The sequence below is a fragment of the Nonomuraea sp. NPDC050328 genome (assembly GCF_044459405.1).
Taxonomy (GTDB): Bacteria; Actinomycetota; Actinomycetes; order Streptosporangiales; family Streptosporangiaceae; genus Nonomuraea.
Genome location: NZ_JBITIW010000010.1, coordinates 276,225 through 301,367, shown reverse-complemented (window position 1 = coordinate 301,367; position 25,143 = coordinate 276,225). Strand labels below are relative to the sequence as shown.

At 70.2% G+C, this 25,143-nt stretch carries 20 protein-coding genes and 1 tRNA gene; 6 read left to right on the top strand and 15 right to left on the bottom strand.

All coding sequences use genetic code 11. From position 1 onward, the window contains the following. Position 1: 1 nt before the first annotated feature. From cysD to ACIBG7_RS33265, 8 genes are all read right to left on the bottom strand, one after another. Positions 2-916, bottom strand: coding sequence for a sulfate adenylyltransferase subunit CysD (cysD, locus tag ACIBG7_RS33300; RefSeq protein ID WP_357923188.1), 915 nt, complete (start codon positions 914-916; stop codon positions 2-4). 10 nt (positions 917-926) lie between these two features. Further along, positions 927-1,691, bottom strand: coding sequence for a 3'(2'),5'-bisphosphate nucleotidase CysQ (locus ACIBG7_RS33295; RefSeq protein ID WP_357923186.1), 765 nt, complete (start codon positions 1,689-1,691; stop codon positions 927-929). Further along, positions 1,691-3,130 (bottom strand): sugar transferase, encoded by a 1,440-nt coding sequence (locus tag ACIBG7_RS33290; protein ID WP_397338820.1) that lies wholly within the window; start codon positions 3,128-3,130, stop codon positions 1,691-1,693. The genes ACIBG7_RS33295 and ACIBG7_RS33290 overlap by 1 nt, the downstream gene beginning before the upstream one ends. 111 nt (positions 3,131-3,241) lie before the next feature. Next, on the bottom strand, positions 3,242-3,826 hold the full coding sequence (pth, locus tag ACIBG7_RS33285; RefSeq protein ID WP_357923184.1) for an aminoacyl-tRNA hydrolase: 585 nt from the start codon (positions 3,824-3,826) through the stop codon (positions 3,242-3,244). A gap of 99 nt (positions 3,827-3,925) precedes the next feature. Next, positions 3,926-4,561: a 50S ribosomal protein L25/general stress protein Ctc gene (locus tag ACIBG7_RS33280; RefSeq protein ID WP_357923182.1), complete on the bottom strand. Its 636-nt coding sequence runs from the start codon at positions 4,559-4,561 to the stop codon at positions 3,926-3,928. A 168-nt stretch (positions 4,562-4,729) separates the two neighbouring features. Continuing rightward, entirely contained in the window at positions 4,730-5,707 is a 978-nt protein-coding gene (locus ACIBG7_RS33275) for a ribose-phosphate diphosphokinase (RefSeq protein ID WP_357923180.1), read from the bottom strand. Positions 5,708-5,741: 34 nt separating this feature from the next. Next, positions 5,742-7,208: a bifunctional UDP-N-acetylglucosamine diphosphorylase/glucosamine-1-phosphate N-acetyltransferase GlmU gene (glmU, locus tag ACIBG7_RS33270; protein WP_397338754.1), complete on the bottom strand. Its 1,467-nt coding sequence runs from the start codon at positions 7,206-7,208 to the stop codon at positions 5,742-5,744. Between the two features lie 132 nt (positions 7,209-7,340). Then, positions 7,341-7,415: transfer RNA gene (locus ACIBG7_RS33265), tRNA-Gln, on the bottom strand. A gap of 258 nt (positions 7,416-7,673) precedes the next feature. Between ACIBG7_RS33265 and ACIBG7_RS33260 the strand changes: the two genes are divergently transcribed. Genes ACIBG7_RS33260 through ACIBG7_RS33245 form a run of 4 tightly spaced genes read left to right on the top strand, consistent with a single transcriptional unit; the run spans position 7,674 to position 12,508 of the window. After that, a complete protein-coding gene (locus tag ACIBG7_RS33260) occupies positions 7,674-8,612 on the top strand; it encodes a fatty acid desaturase (RefSeq protein WP_357923177.1) in 939 nt (312 codons plus the stop codon). A 37-nt stretch (positions 8,613-8,649) separates the two neighbouring features. Then, positions 8,650-9,591, top strand: coding sequence for a TetR/AcrR family transcriptional regulator (locus tag ACIBG7_RS33255; protein ID WP_357923175.1), 942 nt, complete (start codon positions 8,650-8,652; stop codon positions 9,589-9,591). A 54-nt stretch (positions 9,592-9,645) separates the two neighbouring features. Next, positions 9,646-11,706, top strand: coding sequence for an RNA degradosome polyphosphate kinase (locus ACIBG7_RS33250; RefSeq protein ID WP_357923173.1), 2,061 nt, complete (start codon positions 9,646-9,648; stop codon positions 11,704-11,706). Continuing rightward, a complete protein-coding gene (locus ACIBG7_RS33245; RefSeq protein ID WP_397338753.1) occupies positions 11,696-12,508 on the top strand; it encodes an NUDIX domain-containing protein in 813 nt (270 codons plus the stop codon). The genes ACIBG7_RS33250 and ACIBG7_RS33245 overlap by 11 nt, the downstream gene beginning before the upstream one ends. 49 nt (positions 12,509-12,557) lie before the next feature. Here ACIBG7_RS33245 and ACIBG7_RS33240 read toward each other — a convergent pair whose 3' ends face one another. The 3 genes from ACIBG7_RS33240 to ACIBG7_RS33230 are packed head-to-tail and all read right to left on the bottom strand — an operon-like array spanning position 12,558 to position 15,176. Next, entirely contained in the window at positions 12,558-14,012 is a 1,455-nt protein-coding gene (locus ACIBG7_RS33240) for a CHAD domain-containing protein (protein ID WP_397338752.1), read from the bottom strand. A 52-nt stretch (positions 14,013-14,064) separates the two neighbouring features. Next, complete coding sequence (locus ACIBG7_RS33235) at positions 14,065-14,412, bottom strand: VOC family protein (RefSeq protein WP_397338751.1); 348 nt, start codon at positions 14,410-14,412, stop codon at positions 14,065-14,067. Beyond that, complete coding sequence (locus ACIBG7_RS33230; RefSeq protein ID WP_397338750.1) at positions 14,409-15,176, bottom strand: trans-aconitate 2-methyltransferase; 768 nt, start codon at positions 15,174-15,176, stop codon at positions 14,409-14,411. The genes ACIBG7_RS33235 and ACIBG7_RS33230 overlap by 4 nt, the downstream gene beginning before the upstream one ends. 57 nt (positions 15,177-15,233) lie before the next feature. On the opposite strand from ACIBG7_RS33230, the gene ACIBG7_RS33225 reads away from it, so the two are divergent. Next, on the top strand, positions 15,234-15,725 hold the full coding sequence (locus ACIBG7_RS33225) for a MarR family transcriptional regulator (protein WP_357923163.1): 492 nt from the start codon (positions 15,234-15,236) through the stop codon (positions 15,723-15,725). Between the two features lie 201 nt (positions 15,726-15,926). On the opposite strand, the gene ACIBG7_RS33220 is transcribed toward ACIBG7_RS33225, so the two are convergent. From ACIBG7_RS33220 to rsmA, 4 genes are all read right to left on the bottom strand, one after another. Then, positions 15,927-17,741, bottom strand: coding sequence for an ABC-F family ATP-binding cassette domain-containing protein (locus tag ACIBG7_RS33220; RefSeq protein ID WP_357923161.1), 1,815 nt, complete (start codon positions 17,739-17,741; stop codon positions 15,927-15,929). 570 nt (positions 17,742-18,311) lie between these two features. After that, the gene (locus ACIBG7_RS33215) at positions 18,312-19,220 is read right to left on the bottom strand and encodes a 4-(cytidine 5'-diphospho)-2-C-methyl-D-erythritol kinase (protein ID WP_397338749.1); all 909 of its coding nucleotides are present in this window, start codon (positions 19,218-19,220) and stop codon (positions 18,312-18,314) included. A gap of 424 nt (positions 19,221-19,644) precedes the next feature. After that, on the bottom strand, positions 19,645-21,144 hold the full coding sequence (locus ACIBG7_RS33210) for an NlpC/P60 family protein (protein WP_397338819.1): 1,500 nt from the start codon (positions 21,142-21,144) through the stop codon (positions 19,645-19,647). 999 nt (positions 21,145-22,143) lie between these two features. Continuing rightward, positions 22,144-22,986 (bottom strand): 16S rRNA (adenine(1518)-N(6)/adenine(1519)-N(6))-dimethyltransferase RsmA, encoded by an 843-nt coding sequence (gene rsmA / locus ACIBG7_RS33205; RefSeq protein ID WP_357923157.1) that lies wholly within the window; start codon positions 22,984-22,986, stop codon positions 22,144-22,146. A 66-nt stretch (positions 22,987-23,052) separates the two neighbouring features. Between rsmA and ACIBG7_RS33200 the strand changes: the two genes are divergently transcribed. After that, positions 23,053-25,104, top strand: coding sequence for a protein kinase (locus ACIBG7_RS33200; RefSeq protein ID WP_397338748.1), 2,052 nt, complete (start codon positions 23,053-23,055; stop codon positions 25,102-25,104). Positions 25,105-25,143 lie beyond the last annotated feature (39 nt).

Sequence of the window (25,143 nt, the reverse complement as noted above, 5' to 3'; positions counted from 1 at the left end):
CTTAGAAGTAGCCCTCACGCTTGCGGTCTTCCATGGCGGCCTCGGTGAAGCGGTCGTCGGCGCGGGTGGCGCCGCGCTCGGTGATCCTGGTGGCCGCGATCTCCTCGATGATCTCCTCGACCGTCGCCGCCGTGGACTGCACGGCTCCGGTGATGGTCAGATCGCCGACGGTGCGGTAGCGGACGACGGCCTCGAAGACCGGCTCGTCCTCGCCGCGGGTCACGAACTCGCTGTCGGCCAGGAGCATGCCGTCGCGCTCGAAGACCTTGCGGGTGTGCGAGTAGTAGATCGACGGGATCTCGATGCCCTCGCGCCGGATGTAGTCCCAGATGTCGAGCTCGGTCCAGTTCGACAGCGGGAAGACCCGGATGTGCTCGCCCTTGCGGATGCGGGCGTTGTAGAGGTTCCACAGCTCGGGCCGCTGGTTCTTCGGGTCCCACTGGCCGAACTCGTCGCGGAAGGAGAAGACGCGCTCCTTGGCGCGGGCCTTCTCCTCGTCGCGCCGGGCGCCGCCGAAGACCGCGTCGAACTCGTGCTCCTCGATCGCGTCGAGCAGCGTGGTGGTCTGGAGCCGGTTGCGCGAGGCGCGCCGGCCGGTCTCCTCGGCCACGCGGCCGGCGTCGATGGAGTCCTGGACGCTGGCCACCACGAGGCGGGCGTTGAGCTCGGCGGCCCTGCGGTCGCGGAACTCGATCACCTCGGGGAAGTTGTGCCCGGTGTCGACGTGCATCAGCGGGAAGGGGATCGGGGCGGGCCAGAAGGCCTTCTCCGCGATGCGCAGCATGACGATGGAGTCCTTGCCGCCGGAGAAGAGCAGACACGGGCGCTCGAACTCCGCCGCGACTTCGCGCATGATGTGGATGGCTTCGGCCTCTAGCACATCGAGCTGCGACGTGGTGTAGTCACGCTGAAGCATTCGTTCTCCTCTAGCGGTGCAGATCGCGGATCCCGGCCAAAAGGCTTGGCCCTAGTTCCGGTAGGGAAACAAGGATATCCGGAAGTGTGGGATCGACCTGGTTGTAGGTCAGCGCCGAGCCGTCGATCCGGCTCGTGTGCGCCCCCGCCGCCTGCGCGACGGCCACCGGCGCGGCCGAGTCCCACTCGTACTGACCCCCGGCGTGGACGTAGGCCTCCACCTCACCGGTCAGCACCGCGGCGATCTTCGCCCCGGCCGAGCCGATCGGCACCAGGTCGGCGCCGAGCAGGTAGGCGAGCTTCTGGACGAACTCCGGCGGCCGGGTGCGGCTGACCGCGATCCGGAAGCGGCCCCCGTCGAACGGCGGCAGCTTGGGCGGCTCGCCCGTGCTCAGCGTGCGGCCCTGCGCGGGCAACGCCACCGCGCCGGCGACCAGTTCGCCACGCTCCCACAGCGCCACGTGCACCGCCCAGTCGGCGCGACCCTCCTCGGCGAACTCGCGGGTGCCGTCCAGCGGGTCGACGATCCAGACCCGCTGGGCCTGCTGCCGCCTGGGGTCGCCGCGCTCCTCGCGCGTGGCCTCCTCCGACAGCACCGAGTCCGACGGGCGCAGCCGCGCCAGCGACTCCATCAGCAGCAGGTGCGCGCTGCGGTCGCCCTCGGCCCGCAGGGCGGGCGGATGCTCGAACCCCAGGCGCTCGCGCAACTGGAGCAGGGACCGGCCGGCCTCCTCCGCCAGGTCGGCGGCGAGCGCGTGGTCGTCACGAATCGTCATCAGTACGCTCCCTGTCCGCGAGCTACGGCTGACCAAGTCTTCCACAGGATCTGCAGGTCGAGCATGAGGGACCAGTTCTCGACATACCGGAGGTCGAGACGGACCGACTCCTCCCACGACAGATCCGACCGGCCGCTCACCTGCCACAACCCGGTCAGCCCCGGGCGCACCAGCAGCCGCCGCCGGACGTCGTCGCCGTAGCGGGCGACCTCCTCCGGCAGCGGTGGCCTCGGGCCGACCAGGGACATGTGGCCGCGCAGCACGTTGAGCAACTGCGGCAGCTCGTCGAGCGAGTGCCGGCGCATGCGCGTGCCGAGCGGGGTGATCCGGGGGTCGTGGCGGATCTTGAACAACACGCCGCCGCGGTCGCTGGTCAGTGTGATCTTGCGGTTCTCGGCGTCCCGCCACATGGTGCGGAACTTCAGGATGGTGAAGGGGCGGCCGTCGCGGCCGATCCTGGTCTGCCGGAACAGCACCGGGCCGGGGCTGCTGAGCCGTACGGCCACCGCCAGCGCGACCAGCAGCGGGCTCAGCGCGACCAGCAGGGCCAGGGCGACGGCGCGGTCGAACAGGTTCTTCAGCAACTGACGGGCTCCGGCCAGTTCGGGGTGCTCCACGTGCAGCAGCGGCAGCCCGGCGACCGGCCGGATCGTGGTGCGCGGCCCGGCGACCTCCATCAGGGCGGGCGCGACGACCAGTTCGGTGTGCGAGCGCTCCAGCCGCCAGGCCAGCCGGCGCAGCGCCAGGCCGTCCATCTCGGGGCAGGCCAGCACCGCGACGGTGTCGGCGTCGTACAGCCCCACCGCCAGCGCGATGTCGGCGAAGGCGCCCGCGACCGGCACCCCGGCGACCCGCTCGTCGGGCGCGTCGCGCGGCAGGCAGACGGCCACCACCTCCATGCCGTGGTAGCGCTCCTTGCGGAACAATCCGACCAGCTCGGCGACCGCCTCGGGGTGCCCGGCGGCGACCACCCGCCGCAGGCACCGGCCGCGGGCGCGCCGCCGGTGCAGGGCCCGGCGCAAGCCGTACCGGAAGACCAGGGTGAGCAGCACGGTGAGCGGCAACGCGATCACCACGTAGCCGCGCGCGACGTCGGTCTTGGTCAGGTAGGCGCAGACCGCCAGGCCGGTGATCAGCACCAGCCCGCACCGCGTGATCCGGCGGAACTCCTCCGAGCCGACGCCGAGCATGCGCGGCTCGTAGGCCCGGTTGAGCGCGATCGAGCAGACCCACACCAGCGGCAGGGCCAGGCTCAGCACGACGTACGGCGTGGCATACGTGGACACCTCGCCGAACCGCACCAGGAAGGCCACCCCGGCGGCGAAGCCCGCGCACCCGAGGTCGGCCAGGAAGGCGAGCCAGACGTAGGGCCGGATCCAGCCGGGCCCGCCGGCGCCCGCCCGCCGGCTGAGGACGGGCTCACTCCGGACGACGGTCATCAGCCCCTCGCCCTTGCTCACGCACGCCTCCACGACCGCCGGTCAACAGATGGTGACCAGAGCGTAGCGGCGGGTGAACCGCGCGGCTGGGCGAACGGTCCTATGCGGGGATCAGCGAGGAGGGCCGGAAATGTTCAGGTCCATGGCGTGGAAGGAGTTCTGGGTGGGCTCCAGACCCCGCTCCATCAGCGACTCGGTCAGGTCGGCCGCGCGGTCCACCAGGAAGGGCAGGTCCTTGCGCTCGGCGGTGGCGAAGTCGCGCAGGACGTAGGCGGCCGGGTCCATCCGGCCGGGCGGGCGGCCGATGCCGAACCGCACCCGCAGGTAGTCGCGGCTGCCGAGCGCCTTGGTGATGGACTTCAGCCCGTTGTGCCCGTTGTCGCCGCCGCCCAGCTTGGCGCGGAGCGCGCCGTAGGGCACGTCGAGCTCGTCGTGCACGACGATGATCCGCTCGACCGGGATCTTGTAGAAGTCGGCGAGGAACTTGGTCGGCCCGCCGGACAGGTTCATGAAGGTCAGCGGCTTGGCCAGCACCGCGCGCTGGGTCTCCAGCACCTCGGCGCGGCTCTTGTGCGCCTTGAACCGGCCGCCGGCCCGCGCGGCCAGCTCGTCGAGGGTCATGAAGCCGGCGTTGTGCCGGTTGCCCGCGTACTCCGCGCCGGGGTTGCCCAACCCGGCGATCAGCCAGCGATCCATCCGCCCATTCCCGTCTCGTGTCGTGCGGTCGTGCGAAAACGGGGCAGCCCCGCAGCTCGATCGCTGCCGGACCGCCCCGGATTCCAGGCGCTGGGAGAGTTACTCCGCCGCGGCCTCTTCCTGGGTCTCGCCACCCTCGGCGGCCTCCTCGGCGGCCTCGGCGGTCTCGCCACCGGTCTCCTCGTCGACCTCCTCGGCGGTCGGCTTGGCGGTCACGTGCAGGACGAGGGTGTCGGGCTCGGCCACGAGCGTGGTGCCCTTGGGCAGCTTGAGGTCGCCCGCGGTGATCTGGGTGCCGACCTCGAGGCCGTCGACGTCCACCTCGATGCCGGTGGGGATGTGCGTGGCCTCGGCCTCGACCGAGATCGACATGAGCTGCTGGTCGAGGATGCCCTCGGAGTTGACGTCGCCGACGGTGGTCACCGGGATGTCGACGGTGACCTTCTCGCCGCGCTTGACCAGGAGCAGGTCGACGTGCTCGACGAAGCCCTTGATCGGGTCGCGCTGGACGCCCTTGGGCAGGGCCATCTCGTCGATGCCGTCACCCTCGAGGCGGATCAGAACGTTGGGCGTGCGCAGGGCGAGCAGGATCTCGTGGCCCGGCAGGGTGAGGTGCTTGGGGTCGATGCCGTGGCCGTAGAGGACGGCGGGCACCTTGTCGGCGCGGCGGATCTTGCGAGCGGCGCCCTTGCCGAACGTGGTGCGGGTCTCAGCGGCGATCTTGACTTCGGACACGACATCTCCTAGGGATGCGAAGGAAGGTGACTGCGCTCCCCCTCACCCGCCCTAGCGGAAGGCGTTACGAGCGCAACCCGTATAGGCTACCCGCCCTCCCGGACCACGGCGACCTCAGCGCCGTCCGGCGGCCCGCTCAGGCCGGCCGCCAGACGGCGGGAGGGCCGGTTAGACGGCGCCCTCGAACATGCTGGTGACCGAGCCGTCGTTGAACACCTCGGTGATCGCGCGGGCGATCAGCGGGGCGATCGACAGCACGGTCAGCTTGTCGAACTTCTTCTCCTCGGGCAGCGGCAGCGTGTTGGTGACGATGACCTCGGAGATGCGGGAGTTCTTCAGCCGGTCGACCGCCGGGTCGGAGAAGACCGGGTGGGTGGCGGCGACGATGACGTTGGTCGCGCCCTGGTCGTAGAGGGCGTCGGCGGCCTTGCAGATCGTGCCCGCGGTGTCGATCATGTCGTCGATGATCACGCAGGTGCGCCCGCGCACCTTGCCGACGACCTCGTTGACCTTCACCGAGTTGGCGACGTCGAGGTCGCGCCGCTTGTGGATGAAGGCCATCGGGGTGCCGAGGTTGTCGGCCCAGCGCTCCGACAGCCGCACGCGGCCGGTGTCGGGCGAGACGACCGTGGTGTTCTCCAGGTCGAGCCGGTCCTTGAGGTAGGTCTCCAGGACGGGCATGGCGAACAGGTGGTCCACCGGGCCGTCGAAGAAGCCCTGGATCTGCGAGGTGTGCAGGTCGATCGACATGAGCCGGTCGGCGCCCGCGGTCTTGAACAGGTCGGCGATCAGGCGGGCGGTGATCGGCTCGCGGCCGCGGCCCTTCTTGTCCTGGCGCGCGTAACCGAAGAACGGCATGACCACGGTGATGCGCTTGGCGGAGGCCCGCTTGAGCGCGTCGACCATGATGAGCTGTTCCATGATCCACTTGTTGATGGGCTGGGTGTGCGACTGGATGACGAAGGCGTCACTGCCGCGCACCGACTCCAGGTAGCGGGCGTAGATCTCGCCGTTGGCGAAGTCGACCAGCTTGGTGGGGGTGAGCGAGATGCCGAGGTGCTCGGCGATCTCTTCGGCCAGCTCGGGGTAGGCCCGGCCGGAGAAGAACATCAGCTCTTTCTCACCGGGCTGCTTGATGCTCGTCACCTGGCCACGCTCCCGTGCCCGCTTCCAAGCCTGCTCATGTGCCACTCTCCTGCTGTTCTTGCTCGGCCAGCGCCTTTTGGGCCGCCGCGGCCGACTTCGTGCCCGCGCGCCTGCGCAAGACCCATTTCTCGATGGTGCGCTGACGCGCCCTGGCCACCCCGATCGCTCCCGGGGGGACGTCCTCGTTGATGACGGAGCCGGCTGCCGTGTAGGCGCCGTCGCCCACGGTCACCGGCGCGACGAGGGAGGTGTCGCAGCCGATGAACGCGCCGTCGCGCACCGTGGTGCGGTGCTTGTCGACGCCGTCGTAGTTGACGAACACCGTGGAGGCGCCGACGTTGACGTCGACCCCCAGCGTGGCGTCGCCGACGTAGGTGAGGTGCGGGACCTTGGAGCGGTCGCCGACCGTGCTGTTCTTGATCTCGACGAAGGTGCCGGCCTTGGCCCGCACGCCGAGCTCCGCGCCGGGCCTGAGGTAGGCGTACGGGCCCACCTGCGCCTCGGGGCCGATGACCGCGCTCTCGCACACCGCGTTGCGCACCTTGGCGCCCGGGCCGACCCGCGTGTCGGTCAGCGTGGCGCCGGGGCCGATCTCGGCGCCGGTCTCGGCGTGCGTGGCGCCGCGGAGCTGCGTGTTCTGGTAGACGGTGACGTCGGGCTCCAGCGTGACCTGGACGTCCACCCACACGCTCTCGGGGTCGACCACGGTGACGCCGGCGCGCATGTGCGCCTCCAGCAGCCGCCGGTTGAGCACCTTGCGGGCGAAGGCGAGCTGGACGCGGTCGTTGACGCCCTCGACCTCGACGTAGTCGGCGGCCACGTGCGCGCCGACCCGGTGCCCCTCCTCGCGCAGGATGGACAGCACGTCGGTGAGGTACTCCTCGCCCTGGGCGTTGTCGGTCGAGACGCGCTTGACCGCGTCGGCCAGGAGCAGGCCGTCGAAGGCGTAGACGCCGGAGTTGATCTCGCGCAGGGCGCGCTGGGCGGGCGTGGCGTCCTTCTCCTCGACGATCTCCAGCACGGCGCCGGCCTCGTCGCGGATGATCCGACCGTAGCCGGTCGGCGCGGGGACCTCGGCGGTCAGCACGGTGACCGCGTTGCCGTCCTCGGCGTGCCGTACGAGCAGGCCCGCCAGGGTCTCGCCGCGCAGCAGCGGCGTGTCGCCGTAGGTCACCAGGACGGTGCCGGCGATCGTGCCGACCTCTTCCAGGACGGTGCGTACGGCGTGGCCGGTGCCGCGCTGCTCGCGCTGGACGACGGCCCGCGCGTCGGGACTGGTCTCGGCCAGATGGCCGCCGACGAGCTCGCGGGCGTGACCGATCACGACGACGAGCTGGGCGGGGTCGAGTTCGCGGGCGGCGGCCAGCATGTGATCCACGAGCGTGCGCCCGCAGACCTCGTGAAGGACCTTGGGGGTCTGGCTCTTCATCCGGGTGCCCTCGCCTGCGGCGAGGACGATCACTGCGGCCGGGCTTACCGGGTTAGGGCGCGGCACACTCACGGACTGAGGCTCCCTGTGACTGGGCGGTTCAGGGCATCTGGTGCGGTACGGCTACCGCACGGCTACCCTCCCGACACGCTGAGGATACCTTCCCGCTCACAGCGCCGTCCCGCCGCCTCCCGTGCAACGTGTTGGCTCCCGGAAGAGGACTCGAACCCCTACAAAGTGGACCAAAACCACTTGTCCTGCCAATTAGACGATCCGGGATCAATCGGACGCCGCGCGCGGCGTGCCGGAACTAGCTTACCGACCTTCGACCGCCCAAGCCGACCGAGATCTTCGCCGCTTCGACAGGCTTATAACAGCCCAGCCGAAATTGGGCAAGGCATGGAACGCACATCAGGGGGCAGGACAGAACGTCACCTTCCCTACATTCGCTTCTTAGCCGTTCCTTAGCTACGGTGGCGTAAGTTACGGTTGCGTAGCCCGGACATACTTCACCATCTGTGTCGTGAGAGGTAGCCCATGACCATCGCCGTCGAACGCCCGGCCCCGACCCCGAAACCCGAGCATGATCCGTCCCGCCGCTCCAAGGCAGAACTCGTCGTCTTCGGTCTCGTCGTCGGGATCCCGCTGATCGCGCTCGCGGCGGCCGTCCCCTTCGCCTGGGGATGGGGCCTGACCTGGACCGATGTCATCATCGCGTTCGTCTTCTACATCTTCTCCGGCCTCGGCGTCACCGTCGGGTTCCACCGGTACTTCACCCACGGCTCCTTCAAGGCCAAGCGCCCGTTGAAGATCGCCCTGGGCATCATGGGCAGCCTCTCCCTGGAGATGTCCGTCCTCGACTGGGTGGCCGTCCACCGCAAGCACCACAAGTTCTCCGACAAGGACGGCGACCCGCACTCCCCGTGGCGCTTCGGCACCAGCTTCGGCGCCCTCACCAAGGGCCTGCTCTACGCCCACATGGGCTGGCTGTTCGAGGCCGAGCGCGCCAACCGCGAGAAGTACGCCCCTGACCTGATGAAGGACCCCGACATCATGAAGATGCACCGGGCCTTCCTGCCGATCGCGCTCTTCTCCATCCTCGGCCCGGCGATCATCGGCGGCCTGGTCACCATGTCCTGGTGGGGCGCCTTCACCGCGCTGTTCTGGGCCTCCTTCGTCCGCATCGGCCTGCTGCACCACGTGACCTGGTCGATCAACTCCATCTGCCACGTCTTCGGCGACGAGCAGTTCGAGTCCCGTGACAAGTCCCGCCAGGTGTGGATCCTCGCGATCCCGTCCTTCGGCGAGTCCTGGCACAACCTGCACCACGCCGAGCCCACCTCCGCCCGCCACGGCGCCCTCAAGGGCCAGTTCGACATCTCCGCCGAGCTGATCCGCATGTTCGAGAAGCTGGGCTGGGCCTACAACGTGCGCTGGCCCACCGCGGAGCGCCTTGCCGCCAAGCGCATCTCCTAGTACCGGCATGATGGAACCTGTGACCTCCCGTAAACGCATGACCGGTCGGGAGCGCCGGGAGCAGTTGATCCGCATCTCCCGCTCGCTCTTCGCAGAAAAGGGATTCGACGCCACCTCCATAGAGGAGGTGGCGGCGACGGCACAGGTTTCCAAACCGGTGGTCTACGAGCATTTCGGCGGTAAGGAAGGACTCTACGCGGTCGTCGTCGACCGCGAGATGCAGAAGTTGCTGGGCATGATCACCGAAGCGCTGGCCGCGTCGCACTCGCTCATCAAGCTGGAGCGCGCGGCCCTTGCCTTGTTGCGGTACATCGAGGAGAGCAGCGAGGGCTTCCAGATCCTCGTCCGCGACTCGCACGCCGCCTCCGGCACCGGCACCTTCGCCAGCCTGATCAGCGAGATCGCCAGCCAGGTGGAAGACGTGCTGGCCGACGAGTTCGTCAGCCGCGGCTACGACCCCAAGCTCGCGCCGATGTACGCGCAGATGCTGGTCGGCATGGTCGCGCTCACCGGGCAGTGGTGGCTCGACGTGCGCAAGCCGAGCCGCGAGGAGGTCGCGGCCCACCTGGTCAACCTGGCCTGGAACGGCCTGACCGGACTCAACCCGAGCCCGGCGATCACCGCCGCGACCCGCAACCACATCCCCAGGACGCTGCCGCCCCGGCCGGCCGCCGAACTCGACCCGCGCGAGGCCGAACGCCAGCGCCGCGAGGCCGAGAAGGCCCGCCTCAAGGAGCAGCGCGAGGCGGAGAAGGCCCGCGAGCGCACGCTGAAGGAGCGCGAGCGGCAACTGCGCGAGGCGGAGAAGGCCGCGGAACGCGCCGAGAAGCTGCGCCAGCGAGAGGCCCGGCTGGCCGAGCGCGCCGCCCGGCTCGCGGGCAAGGAACGCGCCGAGCAGATCACCGTCGAGCGCATCCTCACCGAGCAGCCGGCCCTGGAACAACTCATCGAACCGGTCGTCGAGGGGCAGACAGAGTAATCCGTTGAGCGGGAGTTAACGTGCCGTTCAACGAAGTTGGGCAATATAGCCAATATGTCCGCGGAACTGCTGCACCCTGGAGATGACCTGCCCCTGCCCCAGGAGCGCTTCCTCAACCGGGAAGAGAGCTGGCTGCAGTTCAACGAACGGGTGCTGGAGCTGGCCGAAGATCCCTCGCTTCCCCTTCTAGAGCGAGTGCGCTTCCTGGCCATCTTCTCCAGCAACCTGGACGAGTTCTTCCGGGTGCGGGTGGCAGGTCTCAAACGCCGCATGGCCACCGGGTTGTTGTTGCGGACCAAGAGCGGGCTCAAGCCGCGCGAGGAGCTGGCGCGCATCGGCACCATCGCCGACGGCCTGGCCAAGCGGCACGCCGACGTCTTCCACGAGCGCATCTGCCCGCAGCTCGCCGCCGAGGGCATCGAGATCGTGCGGTGGGAGGACCTGGCTCGCGAGGAGCGCACCGAGCTGCGCAAACTGTTCCGCGAGCGGATCCGGCCGGTGCTCACGCCGCTGGCCGTCGACCCCGCACACCCTTTTCCGTATATTTCAGGACTGTCGCTGAATCTGGCCGTCGTGGTGCGCAACCCGGCCAACGACCACACCGTCTTCGCCCGGGTGAAGGTGCCCTCCCAGCTCCCGCGCTTCGTCGCCGCCTCCAAGGAGCGCTTCGTCCCGCTGGAGGACGTGATCGCCGCCCACCTCGGACAGCTCTTCAAGGGCATGGAGATCGTCCAGCACCACGTCTTCCGCGTCACCCGCAACGAGGACCTCGACGTCGACGAGGACGTGACCGAGAACCTCATGCAGGCCCTGGAGCGCGAACTGCTCAAGCGCCGCTTCGGCCCGCCGGTCCGCCTGGAGGTCGAGGAGACGATCAGCCCCGAGGTGCTGCGCCTGCTGGTCCAGGAACTCGACGTGGCGCCGCACGAGATCTACCGGGTCCAGGGCCCGCTCGACCTCAGCGGGCTGCACGCCATCGCCGACCTCGACCGCTCCGAGCTCAGCTACCGGCCCTTCGTGCCCGCCGAGGCCGTGCACGCCGAGGACGACGTCTTCGCCGTGCTGCGCGAGCGCGACCTGCTCGTCCAGCACCCCTACGACTCCTTCGCCACCAGCGTGCAGCGCTTCATCGAGGCCGCCGCCGCCGACCCCGACGTGCTGGCGATCAAGCAGACGCTCTACCGGACCAGCGGCGACTCCCCCATCGTGGACGCGCTGATCGACGCGGCCGAGGCGGGCAAGCAGGTCGTGGTGGTGGTCGAGATCAAGGCCCGCTTCGACGAGCACGCCAACATCGAATGGGCGCGCAAGCTGGAGAAGGCCGGCTGCCACGTCGTCTACGGCGTGGTCGGGCTCAAGACGCACTGCAAGCTGGCCCTGGTCGTGCGCCAGGAGGCCGACGGCGAGCTGCGGCGCTACTGCCACATCGGGACCGGCAACTACAACCCCAAGACCGCGCGCCTCTACGAGGACTTCGGGCTGCTCACCTCCGACCCGCTGGTCGGCGAGGACGTCACCGACCTGTTCATCCACCTCACCGGCTACAGCAACCACTCGGCCTACCGGCGGCTGCTGGTCGCGCCGCACTCGCTGCGCGGCGGGCTGCTCGCGCGGATCGAGCGGGAGATCGCCCACCAGTCGGCCGGGCGCCCGGCCAGGATCAGGATCAAGACCAACTCGCTGGTCGACGAGGAGATGATCGACGCGCTCTACCGGGCGTCGCGGGCCGGCGTGCCGGTCGACCTCTGGGTGCGCGGCATCTGCACGCTCCGACCCGGCATCCCCGACCTGTCGGAGAACATCCGCGTTCGGTCAATCTTGGGGCGGTTTTTGGAGCACTCCCGGATTTATGAGTTCGGACTGGGCAGGCGTCCAGAGGTGTGGATCGGCAGCGCGGACCTCATGCGCCGCAACCTCGACCGGCGGGTCGAAGCCCTGGTCAAGGTCACCGGGCAGCAGCACCGCGCCTACCTGATCGAGCTCATGGACCTCGCGATGGCCGACACCACCAGCTCGTGGTGGCTCAACTCCGACGGCACCTGGACCCGCCAGCCCGGCGACGACCTGCAGAGCCACCTGATCGGCACCCGGCGGTGGAGGACCGTTGACAACTGAGATCCGCGCGGCCGGCGCCGTCGTCTGGCGAGGCGACGAGCACGCTCCCGAGGTCGCGCTCATCCACCGGCCGCGCTACGACGACTGGACCTTCCCCAAGGGCAAGGCCAAGGCCGGCGAGCACGACCTGGCCTGCGCGCTGCGCGAGGTGCAGGAGGAGACCGGGTTCACCGTCGTGCTCGGCCGGCCCCTGCCTACCAGCCACTACCTCCACCTCGACCAGCCCAAGCGGGTGCGGTACTGGTCGGCCCGCGTCGTCTCGGGCGACTTCGCTCCCGGACCCGAGGCCGACGACCTGAAGTGGGTGCCGCTGCACCAGGCGCACCACCGGCTCAGCTACGACCGCGACCGGGCCCTGCTCGGCGAGCTGCTCACCGCGCCGCTCGCCTCCGAACCGCTCATCTTCGTACGGCACGGCACCGCGGGCTCGCGTGAGGCCTGGCACGGGCCCGACCACCTGCGGCCGCTCGACGCCCGGGGGCACGTCCAGGCGCGCACGCTCGCGGGCATCCTGCCGGCCTACGGACCCGGACTGCTGATGAGCTCGCCCAGCCTGCGGTGCGTGCAGACGCTGGAGCCGTACAGCACGGACATGGTCCTGGAGCCGCTGCTCAGCGAGGAGGGCATGGACCCGGCCAAGACCCCGGCCCTGGTCTCCGGGCTCACCGGGGCGGCCGTGCTCTCCACGCACGGGAAGGTGCTGACGGAGCTGCTGGGGCTGCGGCTGGAGAAGGGCGAACTCGCCGTACGGCACCGCGCCGACGGCCGGGTGATCGCCGAAGAGCGCCACCACACCGCCTGACTGTGCCCCCTCCTGTCCTTTCTGGTGCGGCGGCCTTCTCGTGCGGTGCTCAGAGCGACTTGGCCACCTTCTTGCCCGCCTTCTTCCACACCCCCGGAAAGTCGGCGTGCGCCTGCTCCGCCCGCGCCCGCTCGATCCCGATGAGCAGGCCGTACGTGAACGTGTCCTCCCCAGCCCGCCGAGCCACCTCGGCCTCCTTGAGCAAGGTCTCCTGCGCCACCACCCCATCCTGATGCCGCCCGAGCACCTCCTGGATCGCCTTGGCCCCGGACGCCAGCCCCGCCATCCGCTTGCCAAGCACCGGACTCAGCGCCTCAGCCGTGTAACGAGCCCGCTTGGCCGCCTTACGCACCTCATGCATGGCCAGCTCCCGACGCTCGGGCTCCTCGATCGCCTGAGCCTCGTCGTAGGCCTCCGTCACCCGCTCCCACCCCTTGGCCGCGGCCCGCCTGAGCGTGCCGGTGGCCGGCGCGGTGGCCCGCTTGCTCAACTCCGGCTCCGCCAGCAGCCGATCGAGCCCGTCGAGCAACGCGAAGTACCGCTCACCGCGCATCGCCTCACGGATCCGGCCATGGGCCTGCTGCTCACGCCCGTGCAGATCGTCGCCAAGCCGGGCCTGGACCGGCCCGGCGAGCAGCTCGGGCGCGAGCCCGCGCAGGTGACGGGCGAAACGGGCGCGCATGACCTCCAGGTCGCGGGCCTCGCCCAGCACCTGGCCGAGCCAGCGCAGTTCGTCCTGAAGGTGGTCGGTGCCGGTGATGACCACTTTGAAGGCTTTCAGCGCGCTCCGCAGCCGCCTGGACGCCACCCGCATCTGGTGGACGGCGTCCTTCTCCGCCTGCCGTACCCGGGGATCCTGGGACAGCACCGCGGCGACCTGCGTGCCCAGGTAGTCCATGACGACCTCGCCGGCGCTGCCGGACTTGGTGACGACCCGGTCGAGAGGCTGGGGCTCCAGCAACCGGGCGAGCTTGCTGGCTCCGGCCGCGGGCGTGGCTCCGGCCTTGCGCAGCCGCTTGCCCACCTTGGCCAGCAGCTTCTCGTCGCCGTCCAGCACCTCGGCCTCGACCTCGCGCCAGCGCACCGGCTCGCGGCCGAGCGCCGTGCCCTTGACGCGGTCGTCGGCCACCTCGACCAGGTTGCCGAGCCGGATGGCGGTGCGCTTGGTGTCGAGCTCGGCGACGACCTGCAGGTCCGCGCCGCGGGTGTACCCCGCGACCAGGTCGGCCAGGTCCTCCGGGACGACCTTCACGCTCCGGGTGAGCGGACGGGCGATCTCCAGGCGGCCGCGGGCGGCGGGAAGCTTCAGATGCCAGCCGGGATCGGCGCCGCCGCGCCGCCGCCGCAGGGTGATGCCCCGGCGGGCCAGCCGCAGGTCGGGGGTGTCGTAGTACAGGGCGACGAGCTGGTAGGTCGTCGTCCGCACCGGGTCGGCCAGGCCGCTCAGATCCGGCACCTGGTAGTCGGGCGGTACGTCGAACTTGTCCTCGATCTCGATGCCCACTAGACCCCCTAGACGGCTGATTTCGGACAATCATGCCACCCGAAGGTGAACATCACACGGGCTGGAGCAGCTCGATTCGATTCCCCACCGGGTCTTTGACGTAAATCCGCCGGTAGCCCGGGAAAAGGTCATCCGGAATGGCGCCGGGGATGAGCTGGGCGAGTTCGTCGAGATTATCGACGAGAAAGGCGGGATGCGCCTTCTGGGGCGGCTCGAAGCCCTCCTCGATGCCGAGGTGCAGCTCGACCCCCGGACCGCGGAACCAGACGCCGCCCCGCTTGGCGAGCTCCGGCGGCTTCGGCACCTCGGTCAGGCCGAGAATTCTTGTGTAGAACTCCCTGAGCCGCGGCTCGCTGCCGGCCGGTGCGGCCAGGAGCACATGATGGAATGCGACGATCATTTCTCGGCCACCACGAAGATTCGCCGGAAGGGAAAGGCCGTGCCGTACGGCTTGCGCGGATAGACGGCGTTGAGCTGTTCGCCCAACTCCTGGGTGAATTCCTGCGCTTCCGCCTCGGTCAGGCGGTCGAACACCGGGCGCAGCGCGGTGCCGGAGATCCACTTGAGCACCGCGTCCTCGCCCTGCAGCAGGTGGACGTAGGTCGTCTCCCACGCGTCCACGCGGCAGCCGAGGCCGGTCAGCCGGTCGAGGTAGTCCACCGGGTCGTCCACCGGGCGCTCCCGCGGCAGGTCGCCGAGCTTGGACCGCCACCGGCCGGCCTGGCACATCTCCCTGATCAGCCGGTGGCTGCCGGCGTCGAAGTTGCCCGGCACCTGGAACGCCAGCCGGCCGTTCGGCGCCAGCAGGCCCACCCAGGTGGCCAGCAGCTCGCGATGGGTCGGCACCCACTGGAGCAGCGCGTTCGAGACCAGCACGTCCACCGGGCGGTCGGGGCGCCAGGTCGTCGCGTCGGCCACCTCGAACGTCAGACCCACGTCCACGGGCGTCTTGTCGATCATCTTCGGCGAGGAGTCGAACCCGTGGACCGCGGCGTCGGGCCAGCGGTCCTTCAGCGTCCTGGTCAGCTCGCCCGAACCGCAGCCCGCGTCGACCACGTATTCCGGCTCCACGGCGGCGATCCTTTTGACAAGATCGAAGAACGGCCGGGAGCGCTCGTCGGCGTAAGTTGCGTAGACCTGCGGATCCCAGATATCTCTCGACATGAAGATAATTGATATCAAGAGAGATATCTCGACGTCAAGACAGTAAACTCTGTCGCTATGAACACCGATGAGGTCGACCGGCTGGTCTCCGCCTGGCGGCAGGAGCGTCCCGACCTGGACGTCGAGCCGCTCCAGGTGCTCAGCCGGGTCTCGCGTCTGGCCAAGCACCTCGACCGTGCCCGTCGTGCCGCCTTCGCCGAGCACGACCTCGAGCCTTGGGAGTTCGACGTCCTCACCGCCCTGCGCCGGGCGGGCAAGCCTTATGAGCTCTCGCCGGGGGCCCTGTTGCGGGCCACCCTGGTCACTTCCGGGACGATGACCAACCGCATCGACCGCCTGGCCCAGGCCGGACTGGTCCGCCGCCGCCCCGACCCCGAGGACCGCCGTGGCGTCCTCGTCTCCCTCACCCCCGAGGGGCTGGAGCGGGTGGACGCCGCCTTCTCCGACCTGCTCCGCCGCGAGCGCGAACTGCTGGCCGGCCTGGGCGCCGCCGACCAGCGCTCCCTGGCCGACCTCCTCCGCACCCTCCTGGCCCCCTTCGACACCTGACAGCCCCCGGGCCCCCCCACGAGCCCGGGCCACCCTCACGAGCCACTCCCCGGCACGAGCCCCGGCCTCGACCACCCTCCGAGGCCACCTTCTGGGCCACCCGGCCTGGCCGCCCGCCCAGCCTCCCCGGTGGGGCCCCCGCACCCCACCCAGAGGAGCCCGGCCTCAGGTCCTACGGCTCACTGCCAGAGCAGCCGCTGTTCACTCCCCGAGCCGCTCCGCAAGCTCAAGCCACTCGCCCTCAACGGCATCCTTCTGCGCCAGCACATCCCGCAACTGCGCGTCGAGCTCCCCCACCCGCACATAGTCGCTGGCCGCATCCGCCATGGCCGCGTGCAGCTTGGCCTCCTGCCCGCCAAGCTTGTCGAGCTGCCGCTCCAACCGGTTGAGCTCCTTCCGAAGCTCCCGCTCCTCCTTGGCCGACAACCCCGCCGCATCCAGGCCAGGCGCCTCCACCACCTCAGAGACAGCCCCACCCCCGGCAGCGGCCTTCCCCGCCACCCGAGCGGTGACCGCGTTCCCCCCGGCCCGCCGCTCCAGGTACTCGTCCACCCCACCGGGCAACATGGACAACCGCCCATCCCCCAGCAGCGCCACGGACCGATCGGTCACCCGCTCCAGGAAGTACCGGTCGTGCGACACCAGGATCAGCGTCCCGGGCCATCCGTCCAGCAGGTCCTCCAGCTCGTTCAACGTCTCGATGTCGAGGTCGTTCGTCGGCTCGTCCAGGAGCAGCACGTTCGGCTCATCCATGATCAACCGCAGCAGTTGCAGCCGCCGCCGCTCCCCGCCGGACAGATCCCCGACGACCTTCCACTGCGCGTCGCCCTTGAACCCGAGCCGCTCCAGGAGCTGCGAAGCACTCCACTCCTTCTTGCCGACCTGGATGTACTTCCGCACCTCCTCCACGGTCTCCAGCACGCGGCGCGTCGGGTCCAGCTCGGCCAGCTCCTGTGACAGGTACGCCAGCCGTACCGTCCGCCCGCGGACCACGCGCCCCGAGTCGGGCTGCACCTGATCGGCGAGCAGCCGCAGCACGCTCGACTTGCCCGACCCGTTGACCCCGATCAGCCCGATCCGGTCACCCGGCCCGAACTGCCACGTCGTCCGATCCAGCACCAGCGGCCCGCTCCCCGGCCCGCCAGCGTGCAGCGTCACATCCTCCAGGTCGTACACCGTCCTGCCCAGCCGCGCGCTCGCGAACTTCAGCAGCTCGACCGTGTCCCGCACCGGAGGCTCGTCCGCGATCAGGGCCTGCGCCGCCTCGATCCGGAACTTCGGCTTGGACGTCCGCGCGGGCGGCCCCCGCCGCAGCCACGCGATCTCCTTGCGCATCAGGTTCTGGCGCCGTTCCTCGGCCGCCTGCGCGATCCGGGCCCGCTCCGCCTTGGCCAGCACGTACGCGGCGTAGCCGCCCTCGTACCGCTCGACCCGCCCGTCCACGACCTCCCAGGTCCGCGTGGACACCGCGTCCAGGAACCACCGGTCGTGCGTCACCACCAGCAGTGCCGACTTCCGCGCCACCAGATGTCCGGCGAGCCACGCGATCGCCTCGATGTCGAGGTGGTTCGTCGGCTCGTCCAGCATGATCAGATCGTGCTCGTCGATCAGCAGCTTCGCCAGCGCCGCCCGCCGCCGCTCCCCACCCGACAGCTCAGCAGCCTTCGCGTCAAGATCCAGGTCCCCTACCAGGTTCGCCAGAATCTCCCGGATCCCCTGGTCACCGGCCCACTCATGCTCAGGCCGATCCCCCAGGATGATCTCCCGTACGGCTTGCGCCGGATCGAAATCGTCCCGCTGCGCCAGCAGCCCGATCCGTGTCCCCCTCGTGTGCGTCACCCGCCCGCTGTCCGGCTTGAGGGTGCCCGCTAGAACCGCGATGAGCGTGGACTTGCCGCCGCCGTTCCTGCCCACCACTCCGATGCGCTCGCCCGCCTCGATACCGAGGGAGACGTCGCTGAGGAGCGGCTTGGGACCGAACGCTTGCGAAACAGACTCGAGATTGACCAGATTCATGGCTCTCCAAGGGTATCGGCCTCCCGACACCGCCCATCTCCCCCAGCCCCACCCCGCCCGAGCCGACACCACCCTCGCCAGGCCCCACCCCGCCTGCACACCTCACAACTGAACTCCAGCCCACCACGTCACCACCGCTCAGCCCAGCCCGCCAGCACCACCATCCCTGGACCCCAGCCCTCCAGCACCACACACCGCTTATCCCAGCCCTCCAGCACCACCGCCGCTTATCCCAGCCCGCTAGCACCGCACACCGCTCATCCCAGCCAGCCTGCACTACACACCGCTGAGCTCAGTTAGCCTGCACCACTCACCGCTGAGCCCCTGGCCTGCGCACCCAGGGCTGGCCCCCACGCCCCCCACCACCGCACAGCAACCTGAACCGCCGCCGAGCCGCACCACCGCCCCGGCCTGAGCCCTCCCGCCACCCATGGCCAGGTCCAGCCCATCCTTCAAGCCCAACCAGCCGGCTAGCCAGCCATCGAGGTTCGTCACCAAACCGCTCAGACCGGACCCGGTAAGCGGGCGCCCACCATCAACGGGTTGACCAGACCACGCGCTCTCACCCACCTAGGCGGCCATGATCTGAGCCCCAGGCACCTCTCCATAGGCCGTAACCGCCGTACGACAAACCCCAGCCCCCATCAAGGCCACAGCCAACTTCTCAGCCTGCTCCTCCCCAGCAGCCAGGAACGCACAGGTCGGCCCAGACCCGGACACGATCGCCCCAAGCGCCCCGAGCTCCTGCCCGACCTCCAACGTCCGAGCGAGCGACCGCCGCAACATCACCGCCGCCGGCTGCAGATCATTGGCCAGAAGCGCCCCCAGCCCCGCAGCATCCCCCTCCCGCAGCGCAGCCAGCAGCGGCTCACTCACCTGCGGCCAGGCCACCTTCTCCCCGGTAGCCTCCCGAAGCCGATCACACTCCCCATACACCGTCGCCGTGGACAACCCCCCGTCAGCCACCGCGAACACCCAGTGAAACCGCCCCCGAGCCGGTACAGGAGTCAACTGCTCCCCCCGCCCCGTCCCCACCGCAGTCCCTCCGAGCAGCGAGAACGGCACATCGCTCCCGAGATCAGCCGCGATCTCCATCAGATCCTCGCGCGGCAGTCCCAACCCCCACAGCTCGTTGCACGCCACCAACGCCCCGGCCGCATCCGCACTGCCCCCAGCCATTCCGCCCGCCACGGGAATGGCCTTCCGAATGATCAGCTCGACCCCGTACGTCCGCCCCGCATGCTTGGCCAGCGCCCGCGCCGCCTGAATCGCCAGGTTGCTGTCGTCCAGCGGCACCTGCTCGACGTTGTCCCCTTCGACCCGCACCGTGACCGCCTCGGACTCCTTGGCGACCACCTCGTCGAAGAGCGAGACAGCGTGGAAGACGTTCACCAGGTCGTGGTAGCCGTCATCCCGTAGCGGTCCCACGGCCAGTTGGACGTTGACCTTGGCGGGCACCCGTACGGTCACCGAGCTCATCGTTCTTCTACTCTCATCCCAGCGATTCGAAGGCTTCTGATCGTATCGGGGACCGTTCCCACGGCAGGCATTCCCCGCAACAAACCCCACCCGAACTGCGGCGATTGCCTGCGTGAGAGCTAAATGCGAAGCGTTCTTTACCTTTCCCAGGCCCCTTCCGGTGCCATGCAGTTCCGACGCCGAGGGACCGGACCCTGGGGCTGGACTTGGACTCGGGGCCCGGGCTACGGGAACCGAACGTCAAGAGCCGGGTGTCGGCGTGGGTCGGAACGGACTGCTCTCGCCGGTACGGGGGTGCCCTCCACCGGCCTGATCGGTGGGTGACCAGGTCGGCGGACGACTGGCAGGCGGACGACCAGGCCGGTGGATTGCCAGGCAGACCGACCGCCACCAGACGACGGACGAGGGCTAACGGAAGCGGTGGTTAGCCGGGGCGGACGGCGCCGCGGTAGATGGGGCGGAAGTACCTGGACTTGAGGAACTGGGTCTTCTTCACGTAGTCGCCGGTCCTGGGGGCGTGGACCATGACGCCGCCGCCCAGGTAGAGGCCGACGTGGGTGGGGTCGCCCTGGCCGCCGCCGAAGAAGACGAGGTCGCCCTTGCGGAGGTCGCGGATGGAGACACGGCGGCCTTGGCGGAACTGGGTGCCGGTGTAGTGGCCCAGCTTCACGCCGGCTTTGGACCAGGCGTAGAGGGTGAGGCCGCTGCAGTCGAAGCCGACCGTTCTGGCGCCTCGGCCTATACCGCGGGTGGCGCCGGTGGAGGAGCCGCCGCCCCAGGAGAAGGGGATGCCGAGCTTGGTGAGAGCGGCGGAGGCTGCTCGGTCGCCCTTTGAGAGGCGTGGAGGTGCGGGGGGCTTGGCGGGGCGGTGAGGGGTGGGGCGCTTGGGAACTGGGCGGTCGGGGTTCGGGTGGTCGAAGCTGGGGCGGCCCGGGTTCGGGTGGTCGGGGTTCGGGTGGTCGGGGTTCGGGTGGTCGGGGTTCGGGCGCTCGGGGGTCGAGCGGCCTGGGGTCGGGCGCTCCGGGTTCGGGTGGCCGGGGGTCGGGCGGCCTGGGGTCGGGCGCTTGGGATTCGGGCGCTCCGGTCCGGGTCGGTCCAGGTCCGGCAGACCCGCACCGGGTCGATCGAGGTTGGGCCAGTCGACATCCCATCGGTCGAAGCCTGGGCGGTCCGAGCCGGGCCAATCGACGTCCGGCTGGTAGAAGGCCGGGCGATCCGCGCCCGGCCAATCGGTGACCCACCGGTCGGAACCTCGGGGGCTGGAGGGAAGGGGCGGGGTGGGCCAGGCGTGGTTGGTGGTCCAGCGGGCTAGCCAGGCGGGCCAGGTCGGGGGGTGGGCTTGGGTGTGGGTCCACTGGACGGCTCGCCGGGGCGAGGTTGAGGGGGTAGACGGGTGGGTTGTGAGCGCATCGGCTCTGTTGTTGGGGTGGGCGGCGTGGTTGGCGGGTGGCTGGCTGCGGGTGGTGGGTGGGTTCTTAGGGGCTGAGGGCGGTTCCCCGGGGGCGGTGGAGGGTGGTTCCGCAGGGGCGGTGGAGGGGCTTTTTGGGGTCGACAAGTCATCCCTTGAGGCCGAGAGGGAACCAGTCGGGGCCGAGGCGAGGTCGGCTAGGGGTGAGGAGGGGCTTGTGCGGGTCGACGGCGATTGGGTGGGGTCGAAGGGTGGGGCGGAGTGCGGGGGTGTCGGTTTGGGTGGGGTGGAGGTGAGGGTTATGCCGGCTTTGGATAGGGCTGCGGCGTAGGCGGGGTGGCAGGCGGCGGGAGGGAGGGTGAGAGGGATCTTTACGTGGGCGACGGGGGTGGGGGTGGGGTCGTCGAAGAGGGGGGCGTAGGCGCTGGGGAGGGTGACTGTGCCCTGGCACGGCGTTGGCTGGGAGGGGGCTGCGGTCGCTGGTGGGGTGGGGAGGGCGGTGAGGGTGGCGAGCATGCCTCCGCTGATGGTCAGGAGGGCTGGGAAGGCGGGCATTAGGTCTCCTCGAAAGTGAGAGCGAATTGAGGAGGCCAGGATGTGATGGGGGGCGGGCGGGGCCGCAGCGGTGAACGGCGTTCTGTGGATGAGGGTGGCGGTGGGGCGGGGGCTGTGGATATCGCTCGTGACCGCGCTCGGTCCGGGAGACAGCTCGCCGGGCTTTGCGATGGGTGGCCGCATTGGGGAGACGGCGTTGCCGCTCAGGAGACAGCTCTGGTGCTCGGGAGGCAGCTTTGGTGCTCAGGAGGCAGCTCTGGTGCTCAGGAGGCAGCTCTGGCGCTCGGGAGGCGGGGGTGTGGCTGGGGTGGGGCTGTCGCTACGAGCAGCGAGGAAGGCCGGGTTCAGGCGTGGGAGTGTGCCTGGGGCATGGACAACCGAGCGGGCTTAGGACGGGCATCCGGCCGCCATCCGTGGCGCCACATGGGGCGGACTGGGTGGTTGGCGGCGACACCGAGCTCCGGGTGACCGGGGGCGACACGGTTTGGGGCTTCGGTTGCCAGTGGCCAGTGCTGGGCTACGGCGGCGGGCGGCGGCAGCGGTTGTCACCGGGTGACGGATGGTGACCGGGCTGGGCTACGGCGGCGGGCGGCGGGCGGCGGCTGGCGGGTGGTGACCGGGCTGGGCATCGGGTGGCGGGCGGATCGTGGGTGGCGGCGGCCGGTGGACGGCGGGATTGTGGATGGGGAGGGGGCGAGGGTGAGCACTGCGGAGGGGGGCCCGCGATGGGTGGCGACAGCCTGGGAGATCGGGCGTTGACGCCCCCGTCCCCGGAGGGTGAGGCGGTCCCGGGGGGTGGAGGCGGTCCCGGGGGGTGGAGGCGGACCCGGGGGGTGGAGGCGGACCCGGGGGGGAGGCGGCCCTGAGGGGGGTGGAGGCGGACCCGGGGGTGGAGGCGGGCCTGGGAAGGGGCCTGGGAGTCTCCCGGGAAGGGACTGGGAGGGGGTGGGGTGGCCGGGGTTAGGTGGGTTTGTGTTCGGCGATGCGGGCGAAGTCGGTGACCTCGAGTTGTTCGCCGCGCAGGGAAGGGTCGACGCCGGCGGCGCGGAGGGCCTGTTCGGCGCGGGCGGCGGTGCCGGCCCAGGTGGAGAGGGCGGCGCGGAGGGTCTTGCGGCGCTGGGCGAAGGCGGCGTCGATGGCGGCGAAGACCTCCGCACGGGTGGCCGTGGTGGTGGGCGGGTCACGGCGGACCATGGAGACCAGGCCGGAGTCGACGTTGGGGACGGGCCAGAAGACGGTACGGCCGACGGGGCCGGCGCGGCGGACGTCGGCGTACCAGGCGGCCTTGACGGACGGCACGCCGTACACCTTGGAGCCGGGACGGGCGGCGAGGCGGTCGGCGACCTCGGCCTGAACCATGACCAGGCCCTTGCGGAGGGAGGGGAGCTCCGCGAGGAGGTGGAGGACGACGGGCACGGCGACGTTGTACGGCAGGTTGGCCACGAGCGCGGTGGGCTGGTGGCCGGCGAGGTCGTCGGCGTGGACGCGCATGGCGTCGGCCTCGACGACGGTGAGCCGGTCGCTCAGGCCACGGTCGGCGACGGTGATCGGGAGTTGCCGCGCGAGCACCGGGTCGATCTCGACGGCGACGACTCGCGAGACCTCGTCGAGCAGCGCTAGCGTGAGCGAGCCGAGGCCCGGCCCGACCTCGAGCACGACGTCGGACTCCGCGAGCTCGGCGGTACGGACGATCTTGCGCACCGTGCCGCCGTCGATCACGAAGTTTTGACCCAGCCGCTTCGTGGGACGAAGATCCAGCCTCTGCGCCAAATTACGTATTTCCACGGGACCGAGCAGACTCATACTGTTCCCCTCATCCATCCAGTCTCCCGCACCGAACTACCTGCGATGGCCGAGGGGAGGGTGGTTGTGGACGACGAAGGGACTTCCCCGATGGATCCAACGGGTGCCGCGCCGCTCCGGCCGACGGATCGGCGGGAGATCGGGCCGTATCGCCTGCTCGGCCGGCTGGGCGAAGGCGGCATGGGCACGGTGTACCTGGCAAGGGCTCCCGTGGGGCGACTTGTCGCGGTGAAGGTGGTCAAAGCGGAGTACGCGAACCAGCAGGGTTTCGCCGCGCGCTTCCACGCGGAGGTGGAGAACGCACGCCGGGTGGCGTCGTTCTGCACGGCCGAGGTGCTCGACAACGGCAACGCCGACGACGGCCGGCCGTACATGGTCACGGAGTACATCGCGGGCACCCCGCTGTCGGAGCAGATCGCCCGGTTCGGGCAACTGGACGCGGGGACGCTGCACGGGGTGGCGCTGGGGGTGGCGGCGGCGCTGGCGGCGATCCACAACGCCGGGCTGGTGCATCGGGATCTCAAACCGGCGAATGTCATCCTTTCGCTCTCCGGGCCTCGGGTGATCGACTTCGGGATCGCCCGGGCGTTGGATCGGGAGACCGGGTTCACCTTGTCCGGGGAGTTGCTGGGGAGTCCGGGTTGGTGGGCTCCTGAGCAGGTACGGGGGTTACCGATCACGCCTGCGGCGGATGTGTTCGCTTGGGGGTGTGTGGTGGCTTATGCCGGGAACGGGCGGCATCCGTATGGTCGGGGGGATGTGATCACCCTGGCCACTCGGGTGTTGAACACCGAGCCTGATCTGGGGGCGCTTCCGGCTCCGCTCAATGAGCTCGTACGGCAGGCGACCGGGCAGGAGCCTGGGGAGCGGCCTACGGCGCAGGAGTTGGTGCTTGCGCTGGTGGGGGGCGGGGGGCCGGTGCGGCGGGAGGTGGCTGCCGATCCGCCTACGGTGATCGCGACGGAGATGTTGCATCAGTCGTGGCAGCCGCCGCAGAACGTGGTGGAAGGGCCCGATTCGGCTGCCTCCGGGTCGGCCGGGGAGGCGGAGCGGCCGCGTAAGGGTGGGGTGCTTCGGCGGCGGCAGGAACGGCGGGAGCGGGAGCGGGCCGAGCGGGCGGCGTTGGAGCAGGAGTTCCAGGAGGTGGCCGGGCCGCTGGCGGGTGGTGCGGGGGCTGTGGACGCCGAGCTGGATGAGGGAGTCCCAGGCGGGTCCAAGGAGGGGTCGCGGCCCGGGGAGCGGCCGGCCGAGCGGGACTCTGCGGCTGGGCGGGGGGTCTACCAGGGAGAAGGGGAGCAGGCGCCCGGAACCCGACACCAGGGAAGCGGGCCTCAGCAGGTGGAGCCGAGGCAAGGGTCCCAGCCGGGGGGTTGGGCGCCGCAGGTGGAGCCGGGGCAAGGGTCCCAGCCGGGGGACTGGGCGCCGCAGGTGGAGCGGGGGTCGCAGCCCGGCGGCTGGGCGCCGCAGGCGGAGCGCGGGTCGCAGCCTGGGGAGTGGGCGCCGCAGGTGGTGCCGTGGCAGGCGGGGGCGGGGGTGGAGGGCACCAGGGTGCCGTCCGAGGAGGATCACACCAGTCCCGCCGAGCCGGCCGCGAAGTCGCTGAGTGCGCGGTGGTTGATCGCGGCGGGGGCCGCGTTGGCGGCGCTGGCGGTCACGGGGGCGATCCTGATCACGGCGACGAAGCCGACCACCACGACAACGCCCAGGGCCTCGACCGGTGTGTCGACGCCCGGGCAGGTTGTTCGGAGCAGTGATGTCGGGCGGCGTTACGCGCTCGGCGATGAGGTCGATGCGTTGCAGCTCATCGTCACCGGGCGGGCGGAGTGTGGGCTAACCAGCTATGAGGAGGTCACGTCCAGCAACGGCCAGCTCTGCGTGGTCAGGTGGACGTTGATCAATCCGAGTGGGACGGCCAGGCCGCTGGGCAACCCCACGGTCAGCCTGATTGATGACCAGGAAGCGGGACATGAGCCGGTTTCGGTGGAGTTGCCGGCGACGATCGTTCCGGGAGGCCGGCTGGACGGGGTGTTCGTTTTCGACCTCGCGCCGTACCGTAAGGCCGCCAGACTGTCCGCGACCACGCCGGACGGCAGCCGGCAGATCGAGGTGCGCCTGTGACCGGCCGAACCATGATCGGGGTGTGCCTGCTGACCGGCC

Bases quoted from the DNA above. Each gene is read 5' to 3' on its own strand.
- cysD (WP_357923188.1), bottom strand. From the start codon at position 916: ATGCTTCAGCGTGACTACACCACGTCGCAGCTCGATGTGCTAGAGGCC.
- rsmA (WP_357923157.1), bottom strand. From the start codon at position 22,986: ATGAGTCTGCTCGGTCCCGTGGAAATACGTAATTTGGCGCAGAGGCTG.
- pth (WP_357923184.1), bottom strand. From the start codon at position 3,826: ATGGATCGCTGGCTGATCGCCGGGTTGGGCAACCCCGGCGCGGAGTAC.
- ACIBG7_RS33295 (WP_357923186.1), bottom strand. From the start codon at position 1,691: ATGACGATTCGTGACGACCACGCGCTCGCCGCCGACCTGGCGGAGGAG.
- ACIBG7_RS33260 (WP_357923177.1), top strand. From the start codon at position 7,674: ATGACCATCGCCGTCGAACGCCCGGCCCCGACCCCGAAACCCGAGCAT.
- ACIBG7_RS33225 (WP_357923163.1), top strand. From the start codon at position 15,234: ATGAACACCGATGAGGTCGACCGGCTGGTCTCCGCCTGGCGGCAGGAG.
- ACIBG7_RS33220 (WP_357923161.1), bottom strand. From the start codon at position 17,741: ATGAATCTGGTCAATCTCGAGTCTGTTTCGCAAGCGTTCGGTCCCAAG.
- ACIBG7_RS33210 (WP_397338819.1), bottom strand. From the start codon at position 21,144: ATGCTCGCCACCCTCACCGCCCTCCCCACCCCACCAGCGACCGCAGCC.
- ACIBG7_RS33215 (WP_397338749.1), bottom strand. From the start codon at position 19,220: ATGAGCTCGGTGACCGTACGGGTGCCCGCCAAGGTCAACGTCCAACTG.
- ACIBG7_RS33290 (WP_397338820.1), bottom strand. From the start codon at position 3,130: ATGACCGTCGTCCGGAGTGAGCCCGTCCTCAGCCGGCGGGCGGGCGCC.
- ACIBG7_RS33230 (WP_397338750.1), bottom strand. From the start codon at position 15,176: ATGTCGAGAGATATCTGGGATCCGCAGGTCTACGCAACTTACGCCGAC.
- ACIBG7_RS33250 (WP_357923173.1), top strand. From the start codon at position 9,646: ATGTCCGCGGAACTGCTGCACCCTGGAGATGACCTGCCCCTGCCCCAG.
- ACIBG7_RS33235 (WP_397338751.1), bottom strand. From the start codon at position 14,412: ATGATCGTCGCATTCCATCATGTGCTCCTGGCCGCACCGGCCGGCAGC.
- ACIBG7_RS33255 (WP_357923175.1), top strand. From the start codon at position 8,650: ATGACCGGTCGGGAGCGCCGGGAGCAGTTGATCCGCATCTCCCGCTCG.